Genomic DNA, 16,257 nt, shown 5'->3' with positions numbered 1-16,257 from the left:
AAACGATGACTGAAGAAGAAGTGAAACTGGCAACGTGCCAAGTGCTGAGCGAGAAGGACTCTGGCACAGGATGGGTGGTATCTCCAGAGTACGTACTTACGACCTACCACTGTCTTGGCAAAGAGACCGCGGAAGGAACCAGTGTAAACATCAGTTTCGGGATCGGAGAATCCGCTTCGAAACAGTCCGCAATCTTGGCCGCGTTTGATGTCGACCTTGATGTTTGCTTGTTGAAGCTTCAAGAGTGCTCGATGATCGAGCCCGTACCGCTCAACATCGCCCCCCCCGACCAGGCGAGCGATGGTTTGCGTTTGGATACCCAGTCGTCAAGCTGCAGCTTGGTCAGGTCCTTCTAGGAACGGTACAGCAGACTTTGAACGAGCTGGTCAACGGTGTTGACCTCGATCTCTCAGTCAGCCCCGAGTCAATACTGACTGACTACCGAGGGATGTCCGGCTCTGCTCTCATGACTACCAGCGGCTGCCAGGGGATGCTCCGCATAAGCGTTGACAACGCCATTGGGGCGGTGAGCATGATGCAACTGCGCCAACTCCTTACTACCAACGGAGTGTTCATCGAAGCACCCACCTCAGAAGAGCACACCTCGCCGTTCGCATCGCGACCTGCCTTTGATGAGCTTTTTGAGTCGAGCATAGGCAAGACGGGGGGGGATACCTGTTCCTGGATGGTGCTCACGGCATCGGCAAGTCCACGTATTGCAGAGGCTTCTCGCCGGAGTCCAAGCAAGTGGAAGTGCTTGGTGTCTATGCCCTCTCCGAACGCAGTCGCGGCTCCACTCCGGCTTTCCAGGCACAACCAGAGGTTTTCGTAGACTGGTTGACCTCCTTGCAGTCGGTAAGAGCCACGGGTAAACCGGCTCGACTGATGCAGCTCACTTACGCGCAACTCATCCAGGCAACGCACCAGGCTCTTCAAAATCTTGCGCAACGTTGCTCGAACGTCGGCAAGGTAGGGCTACTTTTCATTGACGGGATCAATGAGGCAGCTGCTGTTGGCGGCGATGCCTTGCAGCGCTTCATTGGCCTCTTGCCACCAAGCATTCCGCAAGGACTAGAGGTCGTGGTGGTCGGGGCCGGCTTGGATGCTATCGCAGACAAGCTCGGTGGCATCCTTCAAGGAGCAGGGAGAATAACCCTCCCAGCGTTGGATGAAGATAGTCAATACCGCCTCTGCGCGTCATCCCTTGAGGCTGACAAAGTTACCCCGACCTTGGTATCCGCTCTTTGCGACCGTGCAAAGGGCCATCCTCTCTATTTGCGCTATCTCGTCGACCTCGTCAACAGCGGTGCTAGTGAGGACGAACTGGAGATGCTGCCGCCATTTAGCGGGTCCATTGAAGACTACTACGAGACCATCTGGGCGCAGCTGCTTACAGACAGCAACGCCATCAACCTACTCGGCATCATTGCGCGACTTCGCTGGGGGATACCAACGGCCAACCTGACGTCCATGTTGACCCCATCAGAGTCAGCGGCCTTCGTTACGACCCTTACCCGAATCCGCCACCTGCTGTCGACGCCAGACACGACGGAGGTGTATCACTCGTCGTTCTCGGACTTTGTGGTCCACAAGACGACAACACTGGGCGAATGGGTTCATGGTCGGCTTTACGACTTCAGTCTGCAACCGGCCAGCAGCGACTATGGGACTCTTAACCGGGTATTCCACGGCCTTCTTGCTGATGCTCAGAGGCAGGAAGCCTCAATACACGAGTGCCAGCAACAATGGGTAGACCGATCCGTTCTCCTCGGCGCGGAGCCAGATATTCTCTTGGGTGACATCGAGGAGACACTCAAGGCGGCAACTCACCTAGGCACAGCAACAGATATTGTTCGGCTTCTGCTCCTGTCCCAGCGGTTGAAATTCCGCTACGACACCCTCTTCGCACAATCTGCCAGCCTGGTGGCTGAGGCTCTCATCTCTTTAGGAAAAACGGAACAAGCTCTGAGGCACATCCTTCGCTACGGACACCTCATCGTGGGTCCTGATGAGGCGTTTGCAATCGTTAGAAAGCTCATCGAAGCGGGAAGCCGAGAGGAAGCCCTTGGGGTGCTTCAGAAGGTTGACCAGATGCTTCATTCAGTGTTCACACGTGATGGAGTAAGAGTTAGTGATTTTCTGAATGCTGCAGCAATCAAACTCCAGGGTTATGGTTTAGCGAGCCATGCCGGAGTTGACCAGTCGATAGACCGCTTCCTCCAGCATGTAGCTCGCCTTATCATCGGAGCACAGAGCAATGTTCCGCGCGATGCTGGGTTGAGGTTTTGGAGCGACCTTGTCGGCCACATGATGGGGCATGATCTTTGCTTGGATCATTCCTACAAGCCCCTCTCTCAACGGCCGATCCCTACGGGTACGCCCAACAAGGTTCAGGTGCTCTTGCTCATCTCTGTTCTTGCTCATGCGCAGATGCATGCATGGGACTACAGAGTTCGCCTTCCGAAAGACAAGATCGACATCCTGCTTGCAGATATCGCCAGCAAACTTGACGACTCAGTCGAGCTCGAAGAGAAGAGCTTCGCCGTCGTGGACCTACTGATTGAGGTAGGAGCTACGGTCAGCTTGGTCGAGGCCTATTCCAACGGAGTGACCTGGGAAGCAGAGACTCCTCCGCTGTTCACAAAGAACCGGGCACTTCCTGACGCTCAAGAGTTTGAGGCGGCCTATGAGCGACTCCGAGCCTCCTATTTCTTACAAAGCCTCCAGACCAAGCCCACGCCGCGAGCGCCCGAACCATACGACTGGGAAGAGTCTCTGGCGACTTTGGCTCAAGCCGTTGCATGGATAGACGGTGCGGCACGCCGCGCGAGGGCTTCTGGGGATCAGGCCGCACTCATAGCGGCGATGGAATACCTCAAAAACGAACTGCTGCCATGCTTTGATCTTGCACTGTCGTCACGCGTCGATTGGCAGGAAGCCTATTTCATCCCTGAGAATATCCTCCCGTTGCTGTACGGGTACCTTGTCAACCTCTATCTAGACTGTATGCCAGAGGAGGTCGCCAACTTTCTCGAAGTTATCGAGCAATCGTTTGATGGACAGCTAGGTTTGTACAACGAAGGTTTCCGACGCACCTTGAAGGTAGTAGTCGGGACGCTCATTGACGCGGGAGTCTCCGGAAATGTCGCCGATGCGGTGTTTTCTCTGCTCCTTCGCTGGAGAGACTACGTCAGAGAGAATGTGGAAAACAGACATGAGCTCGTCCCAGAGCTGCTATACATGGTTCCACTTTTCTCTCGCATGGAAGCTCCAGACGAGGCACTCGCTACTTATCAGTCAGTCCTCTCTGTCTCGATGGGACCTAGCTGGTACAAAGAAGACCAGTTCGCTGTGATGTCTAGCGTGCTTGCTGCGCTGCCAGCGGATGCAAGCGTTGCTCCAGAGGCTCTATCACAAATTGCGGCCTACTTGGAGCGTGCCAGTGGGGAAATGACGTTTCAGCGATACGTCCGAGCGGACAAGGGAACCTTCATTGGGGAGCTGTGCCGACGCGGTCTGTATGCCGACGCCGTGTGCTACTTTCAGCACCAAGCATGCGGTACTATCGAAGAAATGCGCAAGCAGGCATCTGATGGAAACCTTGATCGCGTAGCACCTCTCGTTGGCATGCGCTATCCAGGCGGAGCGCTGGAAGAGCAAGCGTCATTGCTAGGGCTGCTTGAGCATGCTGGGGCCCAGGCGGATTGGAGGGTGCGATGGTCTCTTCTAGAAGTCTACCAGCATGGAGACGACCGGTACCTTAGAGATTGGGGGCCCGCGTACGCAGGACTCATCCAAGAGATATCACACAACGAAACGGATCTTGCTTGGGCAATCCAAAGAGTTGGTCGGATCACTCAGACCATGAACTCCGAGCGAGCATGGCTCCTCTTCCATGGGTTGGTAAAGGCATTACCTACGTCTTTGGGCAAGGAACTCTCGGGGACGTTAGATCTATATCGTGCTTCTTTCACGCCGACGCAATTTGAGCAGCTCACTTCCAGGTTCGGACTGCGCGATGAAGTTGCAGCCCGCACACAAAAGCCTGAAGCCACCGATGCTACCGATGACAAGGAGAGCATCCGGGACCAGGCAATCATGCCTGGTACATTTGGCTCCGGGATTTCGGTCAAAGAGGCCAACCAGGCTCTCGAAGAAGCCCGAAGGCAAGCCAAGCGCCGAAACTCCTCAGCTGTCGTCGAAAAGGCCGTCTTGGCTCTCAGAGCGCTACAGAACGGCGGATGGTCCATCTGGACTGGAAACCACTCGGCCAATGAGGCCGATCTACTTATTCGGGAAAATGTGGTGTCGGCCGATGAGCTAGCGCGGCTGTATGGTTCGTTGGCGCTCGATGAGCAGAACGTCCAACGCTGGACAGTCGCATACCACCTCATCCACTTAATCGGGCCCAAGCTCGACGCCAGCCAACGAGCACAACTGCTTTCGGTCTCTATGGATCATGTCCGTGAGCTGGTGGGGGCGGCCCCTTCCGAGGGTTTCTCATACATCGGTACGACGCCACCTGTCAGTGCGTCCGCTGCTCTCTTGGAGCTCCTGCTTTGGGCGCTTGATCATCCAAGCTGGGAACGTCGAGATACGGCCGCTGCAATGGTGCTCTGGTTACTTCGCTCCAGCGATGTCTGGGTTGAGAAACTGACTCAGCTCGCTGTTTCGATGGATAGTGGTAATCGCGCAGACATCGCTGCCGCATCGCTGGATATATTGTCGCGAGAGAGTCCTGCCACATTGTGGGAACGGATCGCTCCTTTTCTCGATCTCGATACGGTGATGCGGACGTGCCTGCATGCAGGTAGGTTTGCAACACTTCTCCGGATAGCAGAACGAGCGGGCAAGAACGGGGTTACCTCGGCCCTCGACGCAGTCAAAGTGCTACGCACCAAGGCTGTCGCTGACGTAGGTTCTGTGGCCCTGAAAACGAACAGCCCGCCTCCAAACTATTTACCGCCAAGCTTGCACGATGTCTGGGGAGAGCTGGTGGGCCTTGGCGTCTTAAGCGAATCAGCCCAGCAAAAGTTTGAGTCCGTACTTCAGGATTCATGCGCACCACACCCCATATCTGATGTGCAGCAGCTGGAAGCGTTGATGGCTAAAGGGTTCCGTGAGCTGATCGTGGTTCCCGGCCGTTGGGCCACAAGGGTTCGCTATGCGCTAAACGTAGCCCTTTTCCCTCTAGTATCGATTGACCAGCTTTCTAAGGTTGAAGCTGTTCTCCGGGCGTACAACCCGACTTCCCTAGTCGAACCTACTGATGGAAGACGACTGATTGCAGGCCTGATTCGTTCGATATCGACGGGTGCGGAATCGAGCTACATCCCCGCAAACGAAGAGCTCGTGTACTTGGACGTTCAGTGCACCCTTGAATTGAATGGGGAAGTGGGTAAGGTAGACCTAACGTCGCACCTAATTCCCCCAGGGCAACGGGACATTCCGAGGGGGTCAAATGGAACTTTTTGGTCGACGGAGCTACCTCATCCTGGGCCGGGCGATCGCATGGCGGTCTGCGGTCGCGTCAAGGCTAAATTCGCCCACTTTGGAATACTTACACCTGCCATCGCGACTCCGCAGTTCCTGGGCCTGATACGCGCACCAAACTCTATGACTTATGGGTATCACTGGAGGGACGGAAGCACTGTGAGAACACCAGGGGTTAGCCGTCGTCATGAAGCATCGATGCTCGTTATTCGACGTGAGGCATTAAACCTCCCCCCTGGGTGGCAGATGCTATGGATTCTGCGAATCAACGGACAACCCCGAGCTGTAATAGACAAATATGAATAGCCCATGCTACCAAACATAACATCCATGCAAACGCCCGTTACGCGGGAAGAGTTCGAAGAACGAATCAACCTCGTACGTGAGCTGCTGCTCGCCGGCAAGGCAGACCCTCATGGTATGGAAGGGATGTTGAATGTAAGACTCTTACCTAGTGGCCGAATCGATATGCTCAGCATTGATGAATCGACTAGGCTGAACACGAATATGATGCATCAGATGCACACTACCGATATGGGTAAGATGCTGAGGAATCTTGAACGTGAAAGCGAGAGCTGAAGTCACTATCCGCGCCTGACGTCACTAGGACTCCTCGACCCTTTGAAATAAACCGAGTTGCCCAAGCTACTAGACTCACAGTCTTAGGGGTATCGCTCATAGCTACTGCTAGAGCTGGGCATGTCCGGTTTTTTGTACAATGCAGACGACATGATCCCCATCTGTGAGCGTCTGCTTTGGTCAACGAACTGCGGTGCTTCCCATGGCAGGCAGATCACCCAAATCTGCCGGTCTGCAGAGTAGTGGACTACCCCAGCTCCTGTAGACAGTCCACAGCTAATTCAGCACCTTGATCACGAGTCACTCGCTAGAGAAGGCCCACCTATTCCCAAGTTCTCCTTCCATGGCGGCACCCTCACTTTGGCCATCTGATCGATGCATGTCATATCCGCAACCAAGAAATCGAGCCATGCCGGCTCCAACTGCAGGCTTCCGGACACGAGACTCGGCTGCTGATGTCGTTCATCTTGCCAAGCTAAGAAACGCTTGCGCAACGCATCCGGGTCTGCGAAGAACTTCACAAAATCATCCAACGCCTTTGCGCCGTGCGCTTTGCTGATGTCAGACCCTTTTTCATTGAGAAGCGTCTGGTAAGCCCTGTAAAACTTGTCATGCGCATGGAAGCCCGTTGCCGCAAGCAGCTCCCTGGCTTTACCCCCCATGCCTGGATCCTCAAGTTCCGCCTCCAATGCACGCACTACACCATCAGCGGTTTGGTCCTTGTCCATCAGTTCGATCACTGGCAGATAGGCCACCAAGGACATGGGCTCTGGTAACAGCTGTGGCCTCGGTTTACCACTCACCACATGTACTGGATCAATATCTACGACCACAAGCGCCTGATCATGCTTCGAAAGCGCCCCTTCAGAGTTCGCCTGCAGGATGCCCTTTTGCCAGCCGTGATAAGGCGTCAAAGAGTTAACAATCCCTGCGGTCTCCGACGAGCGACTCACTGAATTAATGCCAATGAAGCAGCTCCCACCAGCACTGTTCTTGTGGGCAGCGTTACAGAACACAGTGGCCGTGCCGGAAGCCAACACACTGGCCTGCCCTGCGTGCCAATAGTCGTTACTGCGGCTCGTAAATGCAGGGACCAGAAGCACCGAACGCCGCTCCCGGTTTCTCTGGGCAACAGTCAGCAGCTCACCGACCGCCTCGATGTCATCCCGAATCAATTTCTTCGTATCCTCAGAGTACGAAGGGAACCGCTGCAAGAGCATGTTCACCTCTTTCCTCAGTGGTTCAAAATTGGCCGGACTGGTCAGCAGAAAGAGCTCCGAGCAAATCAGTTCCATACAATAGCGCAGGGGTGGCGACAAATGCACCAGTGCATGAGCCAGCTCAGGCAGTTGATCTGGCCCAAGCATGCTTCGTCCTCGACGGTTGAGTTCCCTCTTGACCTCCTCCATCAGCTTCACTTCTGTGTAGAGCGGAGAGAGCTGACTCAAATCGGGCCGGAACAACTCATTAGCAGCCACCGCACGATACTTCTTGCCGCGTTCGAACTTGAATGTCGTGTTCTCATTCCCAAGCCCAAGCGCCTTGGCCATTTCGGTCTCGGGCCGCCAGAGCAACGTCAGCGGTGCGCGAAGGTGGTCGCGGTCTTCCGCTCTGGTGGAAAAGTGGCGATAGGTACCCGCCAGTACCGCCAACCCTTCAAAGTCTTTCAGTACGCCTTCGAGCCACTCAACCGTGTCTCTCCGAACCGAGACCTCCGGCAACACAAGCAATTGCACGCCAAGATCCTTGCAAGCATTCAATGCCTGACGTATCAATGTCCGGCGTCTGTGCTCATGCCAGGACATGACCTTCACGTTGTTGGTCCATTGGTGCTCCTCACCCCGTTTGGCGGCCTTGTCAGCGACCGAGAGGTCACCATTGGCAGCGACCATTCCACGCAGTTCGGCCTTAGCCCCTTCACCAATGGGCAGGCCTCGCAAACCGACTTCGCTCAGAGGATGTGTATAGGTGTCCTCGACCTGCCATTGGAACAATGCAACGCGGAAATGGGCCTTCGAATTCTTGTGATCAGCACGACTCTTTCGGGACTGCTTCTGTGAAATGTCCAGGTGCTCCGCCAAGCGATCAACATCCTTGCTGTACTCAATATTGGCTCCGCCGTCCATCTCAGCCACAGGCTGCATCGTCGGTTTTTCAGTAGAGCTTTGGGCAAGATCTGGGGCAGACTCGGAGACATCCGCCACAGAGGGAGCCATTACCTGCTCGACGATTTCGCCAGCAGGCCTCTCCGTCGGTTCGTCAGCAGCGCTTTGGGCAAGGTCTGGGGCAGGCTCGGCGACATCCGGCACAGAGGGAGCCAATATCTGCTCACCGATTTTGCCAGTAGGCTTCTCCGTCAGTTCGTCAGTAGAGCTTTGGGCTAGGTCTGAGGCAGACTCAGCGACATCCGGCACAAAGGTAGCCAATACCTGCTCGACGATTTCGCCAGCAGGCTTCTCCGAGGGCATGGCCACAGGAGCGCCCGTGCCGTCGTACGCTGTCTCGGGGTGATCGGCGCGTTCCAACCAGGCCCCCAGCTTTCGATCCAGCGTATGCACTGCCAGTAGCTCATCGTCAGCCTTTCTCCGGGTCTCTGTCCAGACGTTTAGAATGCGTCCGCCGGTGGTACGCCGTGCAATGCGGTCAACAGCACCTAGTCCTGTGAACTGCGACTTGCCAAGCAGCCAATCTTGATTGCTGGCATCGGTGAACTCGCCGGTATGGGGGTTGCGGCGATACCGTGGGGCAGTACAGGGGGCCACCCGCATGCCAAGCAAATCGTCGATTTGCCTGATCGCCAGAGGCAATGCGTCGAGAAATGTCGCCCACTGCTGCGGATCCAGTACTGGCAGCCCATCATAAGGCCATACGGAGGCGCCGTCCTCAGCGCTTAGTTGGCTCTGCCAAGCTGCCAACGCGGTAAAGACCTGCTGCAACTGAGGCAGTTCAAAAGCCTGTGGGAAGTTGGCACCCAACAGACCGGTCAGCGCGAGCATCCAGTGCCAAGGGCTGGTGCGGCACAGCGCTGGCCAATCGCCTTCGATGAGCCATTGGCGCATGGCTTTGTAGTCCGACTGCGGATCCGTGCGCACCATATCAGGCAACGGCCAAGCGGCTGGCAGGTCAAGGCGCTCGGGCATCCGCAGGGCACCACGCGCCTGTGTCAGACCCCATAGCGCGGCAACGCTCCCACGCAACCCTGCTCCCGCTGTTGCCAAAGCTAGCGCCGCACGCAGAGCCGGAGTGGTTGTATGGTGATGCGCTGCCCCCCCCTGGCCCCAATAACCCTCCATGGCCGTGCACAACGACAGCATGAGTGCCAAATCTGGCCGCAGCGGTTGGTGTTCGGCGGGCTGGTTAGGCAGGGCCAAGCAATCGATGGCCCACAAGGGCAGTTTGTTCAGCACGGCTGGAAACACCTGATGCAACAGCGCGTGCAAACTCTCGCCCCCCTGCTGCTGTAGACGCAAGGCCATCGCCCGTGTTTCCGCCTCCATAACCAGTAACTGTCGCACTTGCTGGTCAGGTTCCGCACGACCATCGAATTCGCCCAGAAGCTGCAGCGCCCGCATTACTGTGCGCGGCAGGCCGGTCTGTTCATCTTTGCGCAATGTCTGGGCCTCAGACAAGTAAACACCCTGCAGCTTGCGCAACTGCTGACGGAGTAGATAGTGCTCAACCGAGATCGGCGTCTTGTCCGACAGTTGCTCATCGCGCAGACCGGTTTCTCCTGACATGTCTACCGCCATGCCCAATGCGTCGGCCACCGCCCAGCCCGCACGCCATAGGTCAGCACCGACGTGTGGAACACTAACCGTACGCACCCGCCCATCGCAATCCCGGTACCAGGCGCTCACACCTAGCGTATGGCGCTTCACAGGTTCTGCAACCAAGTGCAGCGTTGGCTGCGTGGCATCGCCTGATCGGAATAGCTGTGGTGCAAAAGGAACGTACATTAGATCAGCATCGCTTGTGTCCTTCCGCTGCATGGCCACTAGCGCGACGTACAGGCGAACCGCCAGTTCAGTCCGACTCAAATTGGGCGATGAATCCAAGTCAAACTTCGCCCATGAAACACTTTCAATGCTCTTCTCTCTTACCAATTGGTGAGGGCACGATTGGGGGCCGAGCGACGTAGATTCGAAGCTCAATGCCTCCAACCTGGCCTCTGGCATGCCATCGCTCGCAAGTTCAACGCAGGCCAGGTCTCGAGACGCAAGGGGCGAAGGGGGCAAGGAGAACCGGTAGAGATATCGAGCCCCGTTTTGCGGCTCACCCAAGGCCCACAGTGACGTTATCTCCGTGATAGGTAAACGCTGAACCAAGGAAAGCTCGTCACCGTTACTGCGGATACTCAGCAGTCCCGGGAACTTGGTCAGAACAGCCAGCCGCTGATTGGGGGTCGCGTTATCTATCACCAAACCAAGTGCTAGCCGCGCTACGTCATCCTGCACTGGGTTGGGTAATACGTCACCAAGCTTCCCATCCTGAGTATCCGCAAGCCGTAGCACTTCGCAGACCTGCGATGCCACAGCATCCACGGTGCCAAGAGCAACCCGATTCTTGATGGGCGCTAGAATCGGGGGCGTACCTTCAGCGCCAGCAATATCGACAGGGGCCGCACGTACCAATTCAGCAGCCATGCACAACCACTCGATCGTCGTAACCGGCTGCGTGTCTTGTGGCTGACTTAGTAGAGTGGTCGACAGCCCGCCGGAAAGCTGCCGCGCCTTACCGGCCACAAGACGCGCGCGCCGCTGGACATGCACGTTATTCTCAGAAGGTTGCACCTCCGAGAAGAACCCCGCCGAGATGACCAGCTTCGCAAGCCCAATACGAATTGCCCGTTTCTGCGGTACTTCGCTATGGGTTTGTTCATTCTCCATCCAAGGGTTGGAATCGAGTAATTTGTCCAGGCCTTCCACAGCGTATAGCTGTGCGTAGCCCCTTCGTTCGAACTCCCCGGCCCAGTCGTGCCCCTCGCAAACATGTCGCCACAACTGCCAGTAGCGACTCCAAGCCGAGCTTGGGTCGTTTTGCGGAGATTCGTTGGACAGTTCAGTGGCCACCTGCCACCACAACCATCGGGCGCACAGGCCCAGATCGTTTGGACGGAGGTCAGGAGCCTGCATGGCTTGCCTGACCTGCTCCTGAATCAATTTCGGCTCGTCCATCAGTGCGGGATGTCGCAGCATTTTCAAAGCGCATTGCCGGTCTACGTCTGGCAGATCGCCGCCGAGACCCCATCCAGACTCACCATCGCCAACGAATGGTGGTTCCCAAGCCGGCACCGAAGCTGCCAGACTGCGTCCCTCATTGAGCTGGTGCATCACCTGCTCTGGCGTGCCGGATCTAATGCGTTCGCCCTTGTTTATCAGTGAGATAGACAACTTAGCTGACTCGGTCTGGAGGACCTCTTGTAACTCGGCCAGCAGCGCTTCGCTGTCTGCGAACAGCACGATGTCGTCCACATAACGGGCATAGCCCACGCGGGGCAGGTTCATACCATCCTGCCCCGGTCGGACGTTGCGACGCATGAACCTGCGCGCCGCAGCATCCACCGGGAACAAGGCGATGGTACCAATATATGCAGATAGAACCGGACCCTGCGGAATCCCAATCGCATCCAGACTAGAGCCGACAGCTCTTGTATTTGGGGGCCGGTATTGGTGGCCAAAGAGGAAGTTACAAACCTTGTCGACCAGAGCCTCTGCGACCTCCTGCGTGCTAGCTGTTTCGCTCCGGCCAAGTAGTGGGCCGAAGATGCCCGCCCCGGTTCCCGTCAAAGCCCCTTTGATCGAGTCCAGTAGTGCATCGCGTACCACATAACGCTGAATGGAGTCGTAGTAGCGCTGGGCGTCCAGTCGAAGCACATGCACTCGACCGCCGATAGCGTGGCACTGCCTGCTCAAACTGCTCATGAAGTCGCGCCAACACTGCCCGTAGGGCCTGAACATGCCTTGGTCTGACGGGGTCTTGCTGCCCTCCAGCACATCCATATCTACTTGGTAGCCAAAACTCAATGTGGTCTCCTCCCCTTCTGCAGCGGGGAGGTCGTCAAACGGCCCAGTCACTTCGACTTTGCGGGTGGCAGAAAACCAGCGAACAGCAGGAATCCATTCCGAGAAGGTCTTGCCTTCGACACTCAGCAAGTCGTGCCGCTGCGTCAGCAGTTCATTCAGCAGCAACTGTTGCAAGTGCAAATCGGCCGGGTGTGGCATAACCTTGCGACGCGGGTCATCCAGTACCGTAGTATTAGCCGTAAGCTTGCGCGGCAGGTGGACTGCATCATATGGGGCGGCTTGGATCCAGCCACGCTCTGCCAATCGTTGTTGGGCAATGCGATCAAACAGGCGCGCACTCAAATCCAAAGTCAGCCAAGATTCTTCATCGCATGGGAGCTCGCCACGGCGCGATCCGTGATACGCCAAATTTCGGGCATGAGAGAGGCGCTCTTCCAAGCCCTGGAGAAACAACACGGAACTCCGATTCCGCTGTGTTCCTTCAACGGTACCCAGCAATTCACAAAGTTCGGTAGCCCAACTCTCTTCTGTAGCCTTCAGTCGCTGAATCACGCCCTGTAAAGGCCGCGAGCCACGAACCTGTCGAATAGTCGTCGCAGTCTTGTACACCGCCCGCTCCCGAGCACTGGAATTCAGTTCAGCCCAGCGTTCGTTCGGCAGTTCGGAGGCATCAATGTCTCCCAATTCGGATACCAGCAAGGCTGCCTCGGCCGGCCGATTGAAGTCCTGCAACCAGTCCGTTGCCTCCACTCGGCTCGAAAGCACTTTTAGACAAGTGTCCGGATCCTTGCCAAGCGGACGGTTGGTATAGCCATCAAGGCCAATCCAGCGCAGATCAACTCCGGACAAACCCAGCAGGCGTCGCACCAACCGATCCGTCCCTGCAAACCCAGCTTTATCGTTGTCGAGGAAGATGCTAAGTACAAACTCAGCCTTGCCCTGTGGCAGGCCATCAACGAAGTGCTTCAGCAGCTCTAACTGCCCATTGCTGAGTGAGGTGCCCATAAGCGCCACTGCGTTCAAGCCTAACGCCTGCAGGCGTAGGGCATCTAGGAAGCCCTCCACGAGATATAACGTTGCAGTGTCGCCGTCCCTCAGTTCCCCCGTTGCTGACGAAAAGGCACTCGGCGCATTGAACAGGTATTTGGCTTTTTGAAACCCTGGGCTTAACAAGTATTTGGGGACTCCTTCTGGCGGCACAGCCAGCAGTGCCCGTCCCGCGAAGCCAACCAGTTCCGGTCGCTTTGCGGCACCACCATAGATCGGGATCAAAACACGCCCGTCGTGGAAGTAGTCTTGGAACTGCAATTGGAATTGATCTGGAAAGCTAAGCTTGTACTGATCCGAATGGGATGCTTGTTGCAAGCGCTTAATCAGGCCGAGAGCAAGCAGGCCATCGATCAGCTCAACACGCTCGCCTGTGCTTCTCGACGCCAACTCTTGCACGAGAACCGAGTGAGGCACACAGCGCACCCCCTGGCGGTACAGGAAATCAGCCTCGAAGGCTCGCTCTTCGCACCAAGTCCGGAATCGTTGTGTATCGTGGTGCTCATCAAATATCCGAAGCGCGAATGCCTGTGCGCCTTCGATGGCGCCTTTGCGATCTGGCTGATTCTTTGGCTGTCGCCGGATGTCTTTGATGCCAAAGCTCTGCGAAAGCCATTGCACCGCCGGCAAGAAATCTACACTTTGGACTTGCTTAACTAAGTCGATCGCATGGCCGTGTGCGCCACACGCAAAACAATGAAAATGCTCGGGAGATCTGCTGTCCGCTGGAAAAAAACGCAGCGACGGTCGAGTGTCTTGGTGAAATGGGCAGATTGCACTGAGTTGGTTTCCCCGCCTCTCGGTCTCGATGCCGAGGCGCCGTACTACTTCATCTAAAGGCGACTTCGCAAGTACCTCACCAATGTCAAACCGATCCACGTTTCTTCCTCCCAATTTCTTCGACCTTGTGGGCATATCTTAACAAGCCGTCTGGATTGTCCCAGATTCAATACAACCTTGACCCCATCATGCCATAGTACTTTCATCAGAAAATACACCATTGCTAGAGCATTTTGAACGACTGTAACAGAGCATAAGCTGCTGCAATGGGTGACTGTTCCTTTCAGATTGCTGTCGTTGCTCCGTTGCAGTGACGAAGGGCTGCATCGGGTCGAGAGTGCGCGCTCCCAAATCAGAACTCCGCCTTTCGGCTATGGCGCAGGGGAAATGACCGGAATGTAGCCCTGAACGGACATTCAAGGCAGATGGAGTGGAAGACCTCTTCGGCCGAACTCCAGAAAATTTTGCCGGACGGCAGGCACGGCTTTGCCCCAAGAGGTCTACTGTATGAGGTACATGCAGGAACTGCAGAAGAAAAGTGACAACGTGCCTGCCACAGCCAAGGGAAACGGTCGCATCCACCAAGTGGAGCTAATTCCTCAGATTCTGTTCAACAACTTCGCAGAAAAGTCAGATTTTTTCAGGAACTCTGCGCCTCTTCAGCTACGTTACAAGCACACAAAAATGAAAAAAGCCTTACCTGGCAAGGCAGGAGGTTTTCACTAACTTTGCCTCCCTACAACTGTAGGGACTCATAGTTACTGAAAGTTCAGCACATAAAACTGAAAACTGCACCAAAACAGGGCAGATCACTGAGCGGCCCTGTTTTTTATCTGCTTGCAACAGATAGCCACCTCATTGATTTCAAAGAAAAAACCATGCCGATTGCGTGACCCCAACCAACGACATGGCATTGATGACTAATTTTTCATGACGACGTTGCGAAATAACAACAAAGCCCTATAAATCGCATTTTTTCGCGGATATTTAAGCAAGTCTTTCATGTGAACCAACAGATGCATTCAATAAATTACATTCCAATAGGTATCATTGAATCGCCCATCCTTTCCTAGATACCTCGTGAGCCTCACACTAGGCCCTACAAGGAGGTGTCATGAGCAGGCAGCGTTTCCCCGAAGAGTTCAAGATTGAAGCCGTTAAACAGGTTACCGAACGTGGCTATCCCGTCGCCGAAGTCGCCAGCCGTCTCGGCGTATCTGCCCAAAGCCTGTATCAATGACTGAAACGCTACGACCCCAAGCGCGCGAAACCGGCCGAATCTGCTGACAAGCAAGCTGAAATCCGCCGTCTCAAGGCAGAGCTGAAACGGATGACCGAGGAGCGCGACATCCTAAAAAAGGCCGCCGCATACTTTGCCAAGGAGTCCGGGTAAGGCATGCCTTCATCCGGACTCATGAGCAGCAGTTTCCTGTTCGACGTCTATGTCGCGTCATGTCTGTGCACCCCAGTGGCTACTACGCCTGGAAAGCTTCCCCGCATTCACTTCGCGCCAGCGAAGACCAGCGCTTGTTGGGGCAAATCAAACAGGCCTGGCTGGAGAGTGGTTGTATCTATGGCTACCGCAAGGTGCATGACGACCTGCAGGCATTGGGCGAACGCTGTGGTAAACATCATGTGGCACGTTTGATGAAACGGGAGGGCCTGCGCTCACAAACCGGCTATCACCGCCGTCCTGGGCATTACCGTGGCAGGCCCGCGGTGGTGGCGCCGAACCACCTGCAGCGCCAGTTCACCGTGGATACACCGAATAAAGCCTGGGTGACTGACATCACGTACATCCGCACGCATGAAGGATGGCTATATCTGGCCGTGGTGCTCGACCTGTTCTCGCGACAGGTGATTGGCTGGTCGATGCAATCACGCATCGATAGGGAACTGGTGCTGAATGCCTTGTTGATGGCGGTATGGCGACGTCAGCCCAAGCAGGAGGTGCTGGTGCATTCCGACCAAGGGAGTCAGTCCAGTAGTTACGACTGGCAGGACTTCCTGAAGGCCCATCTTACCTAGCAAGACGGGGCGCGTTCATATAAGAACCAAATATAAACCCCGGCTAACCGGGGCTATGGGGGAATCGGCATCTGCAGGCATACTTCTCGCACCGCTGACCACGCGAAGAAGTCGCTTGCGAACCGCTGTATCGGCACGAGCCAACCCCTGCTCGACGGCCGATCTGGCAACTTCTTCAATAATCTCACCCATGCCCCCCAACGCGGCAATCCGCACATTGCGGGCAGCCCCACCGCTAACGATATTGCCGGTTCGAACCCGAACCGGTTTGCACCATGAGTCTCTCATAACACCATCCTGATCGAAT

4 protein-coding genes and 2 pseudogenes are annotated in these 16,257 nt (G+C 55.8%); 5 read left to right on the top strand and 1 reads right to left on the bottom strand.

Going from position 1 to position 16,257, the window contains the following annotated elements:
• The first annotated feature begins 5 nt into the window (after positions 1-5).
• The 3 genes and pseudogenes from C8E02_RS04105 (at position 6) to avs1c (ending at position 6,072) form a co-directional block, all read left to right on the top strand.
• Entirely contained in the window at positions 6-356 is a 351-nt protein-coding gene (locus tag C8E02_RS04105; RefSeq protein ID WP_120809748.1) for a S1 family peptidase, read from the top strand.
• Positions 357-669: 313 nt separating this feature from the next.
• Positions 670-5,799: pseudogene (gene avs1b / locus C8E02_RS04100) on the top strand (AVAST type 1 anti-phage system protease Avs1b); the annotation flags it as partial.
• 3 nt (positions 5,800-5,802) lie between these two features.
• Complete coding sequence (gene avs1c / locus C8E02_RS17820; RefSeq protein WP_120809746.1) at positions 5,803-6,072, top strand: AVAST type 1 anti-phage system protein Avs1c; 270 nt, start codon at positions 5,803-5,805, stop codon at positions 6,070-6,072.
• Positions 6,073-6,365: 293 nt separating this feature from the next.
• Here the strand turns inward: avs1c and C8E02_RS04090 are convergent, their stop codons facing one another.
• On the bottom strand, positions 6,366-14,021 hold the full coding sequence (locus C8E02_RS04090) for a CHC2 zinc finger domain-containing protein (protein WP_170152094.1): 7,656 nt from the start codon (positions 14,019-14,021) through the stop codon (positions 6,366-6,368).
• 417 nt (positions 14,022-14,438) lie between these two features.
• On the opposite strand from C8E02_RS04090, the gene C8E02_RS04085 reads away from it, so the two are divergent.
• Both C8E02_RS04085 and C8E02_RS04080 read left to right on the top strand, forming a co-directional pair.
• The gene (locus C8E02_RS04085; protein WP_147424429.1) at positions 14,439-14,648 is read left to right on the top strand and encodes a hypothetical protein; all 210 of its coding nucleotides are present in this window, start codon (positions 14,439-14,441) and stop codon (positions 14,646-14,648) included.
• 388 nt (positions 14,649-15,036) lie between these two features.
• Positions 15,037-15,941 (top strand): annotated as a pseudogene (locus C8E02_RS04080) (IS3 family transposase); the annotation flags it as partial.
• Positions 15,942-16,257 lie beyond the last annotated feature (316 nt).

The sequence above is a fragment of the Vogesella indigofera genome (assembly GCF_003633895.1).
Taxonomy (GTDB): Bacteria; Pseudomonadota; Gammaproteobacteria; order Burkholderiales; family Chromobacteriaceae; genus Vogesella; species Vogesella indigofera.
This window is presented reverse-complemented; position numbering and strand designations above follow the sequence as displayed.

Coding starts and splice junctions, on each gene's coding strand:
- C8E02_RS04085 (WP_147424429.1), top strand. CDS start 14,439: ATGCAGGAACTGCAGAAGAAAAGTGACAACGTGCCTGCCACAGCCAAG.
- C8E02_RS04105 (WP_120809748.1), top strand. CDS start 6: ATGACTGAAGAAGAAGTGAAACTGGCAACGTGCCAAGTGCTGAGCGAG.
- avs1c (WP_120809746.1), top strand. CDS start 5,803: ATGCTACCAAACATAACATCCATGCAAACGCCCGTTACGCGGGAAGAG.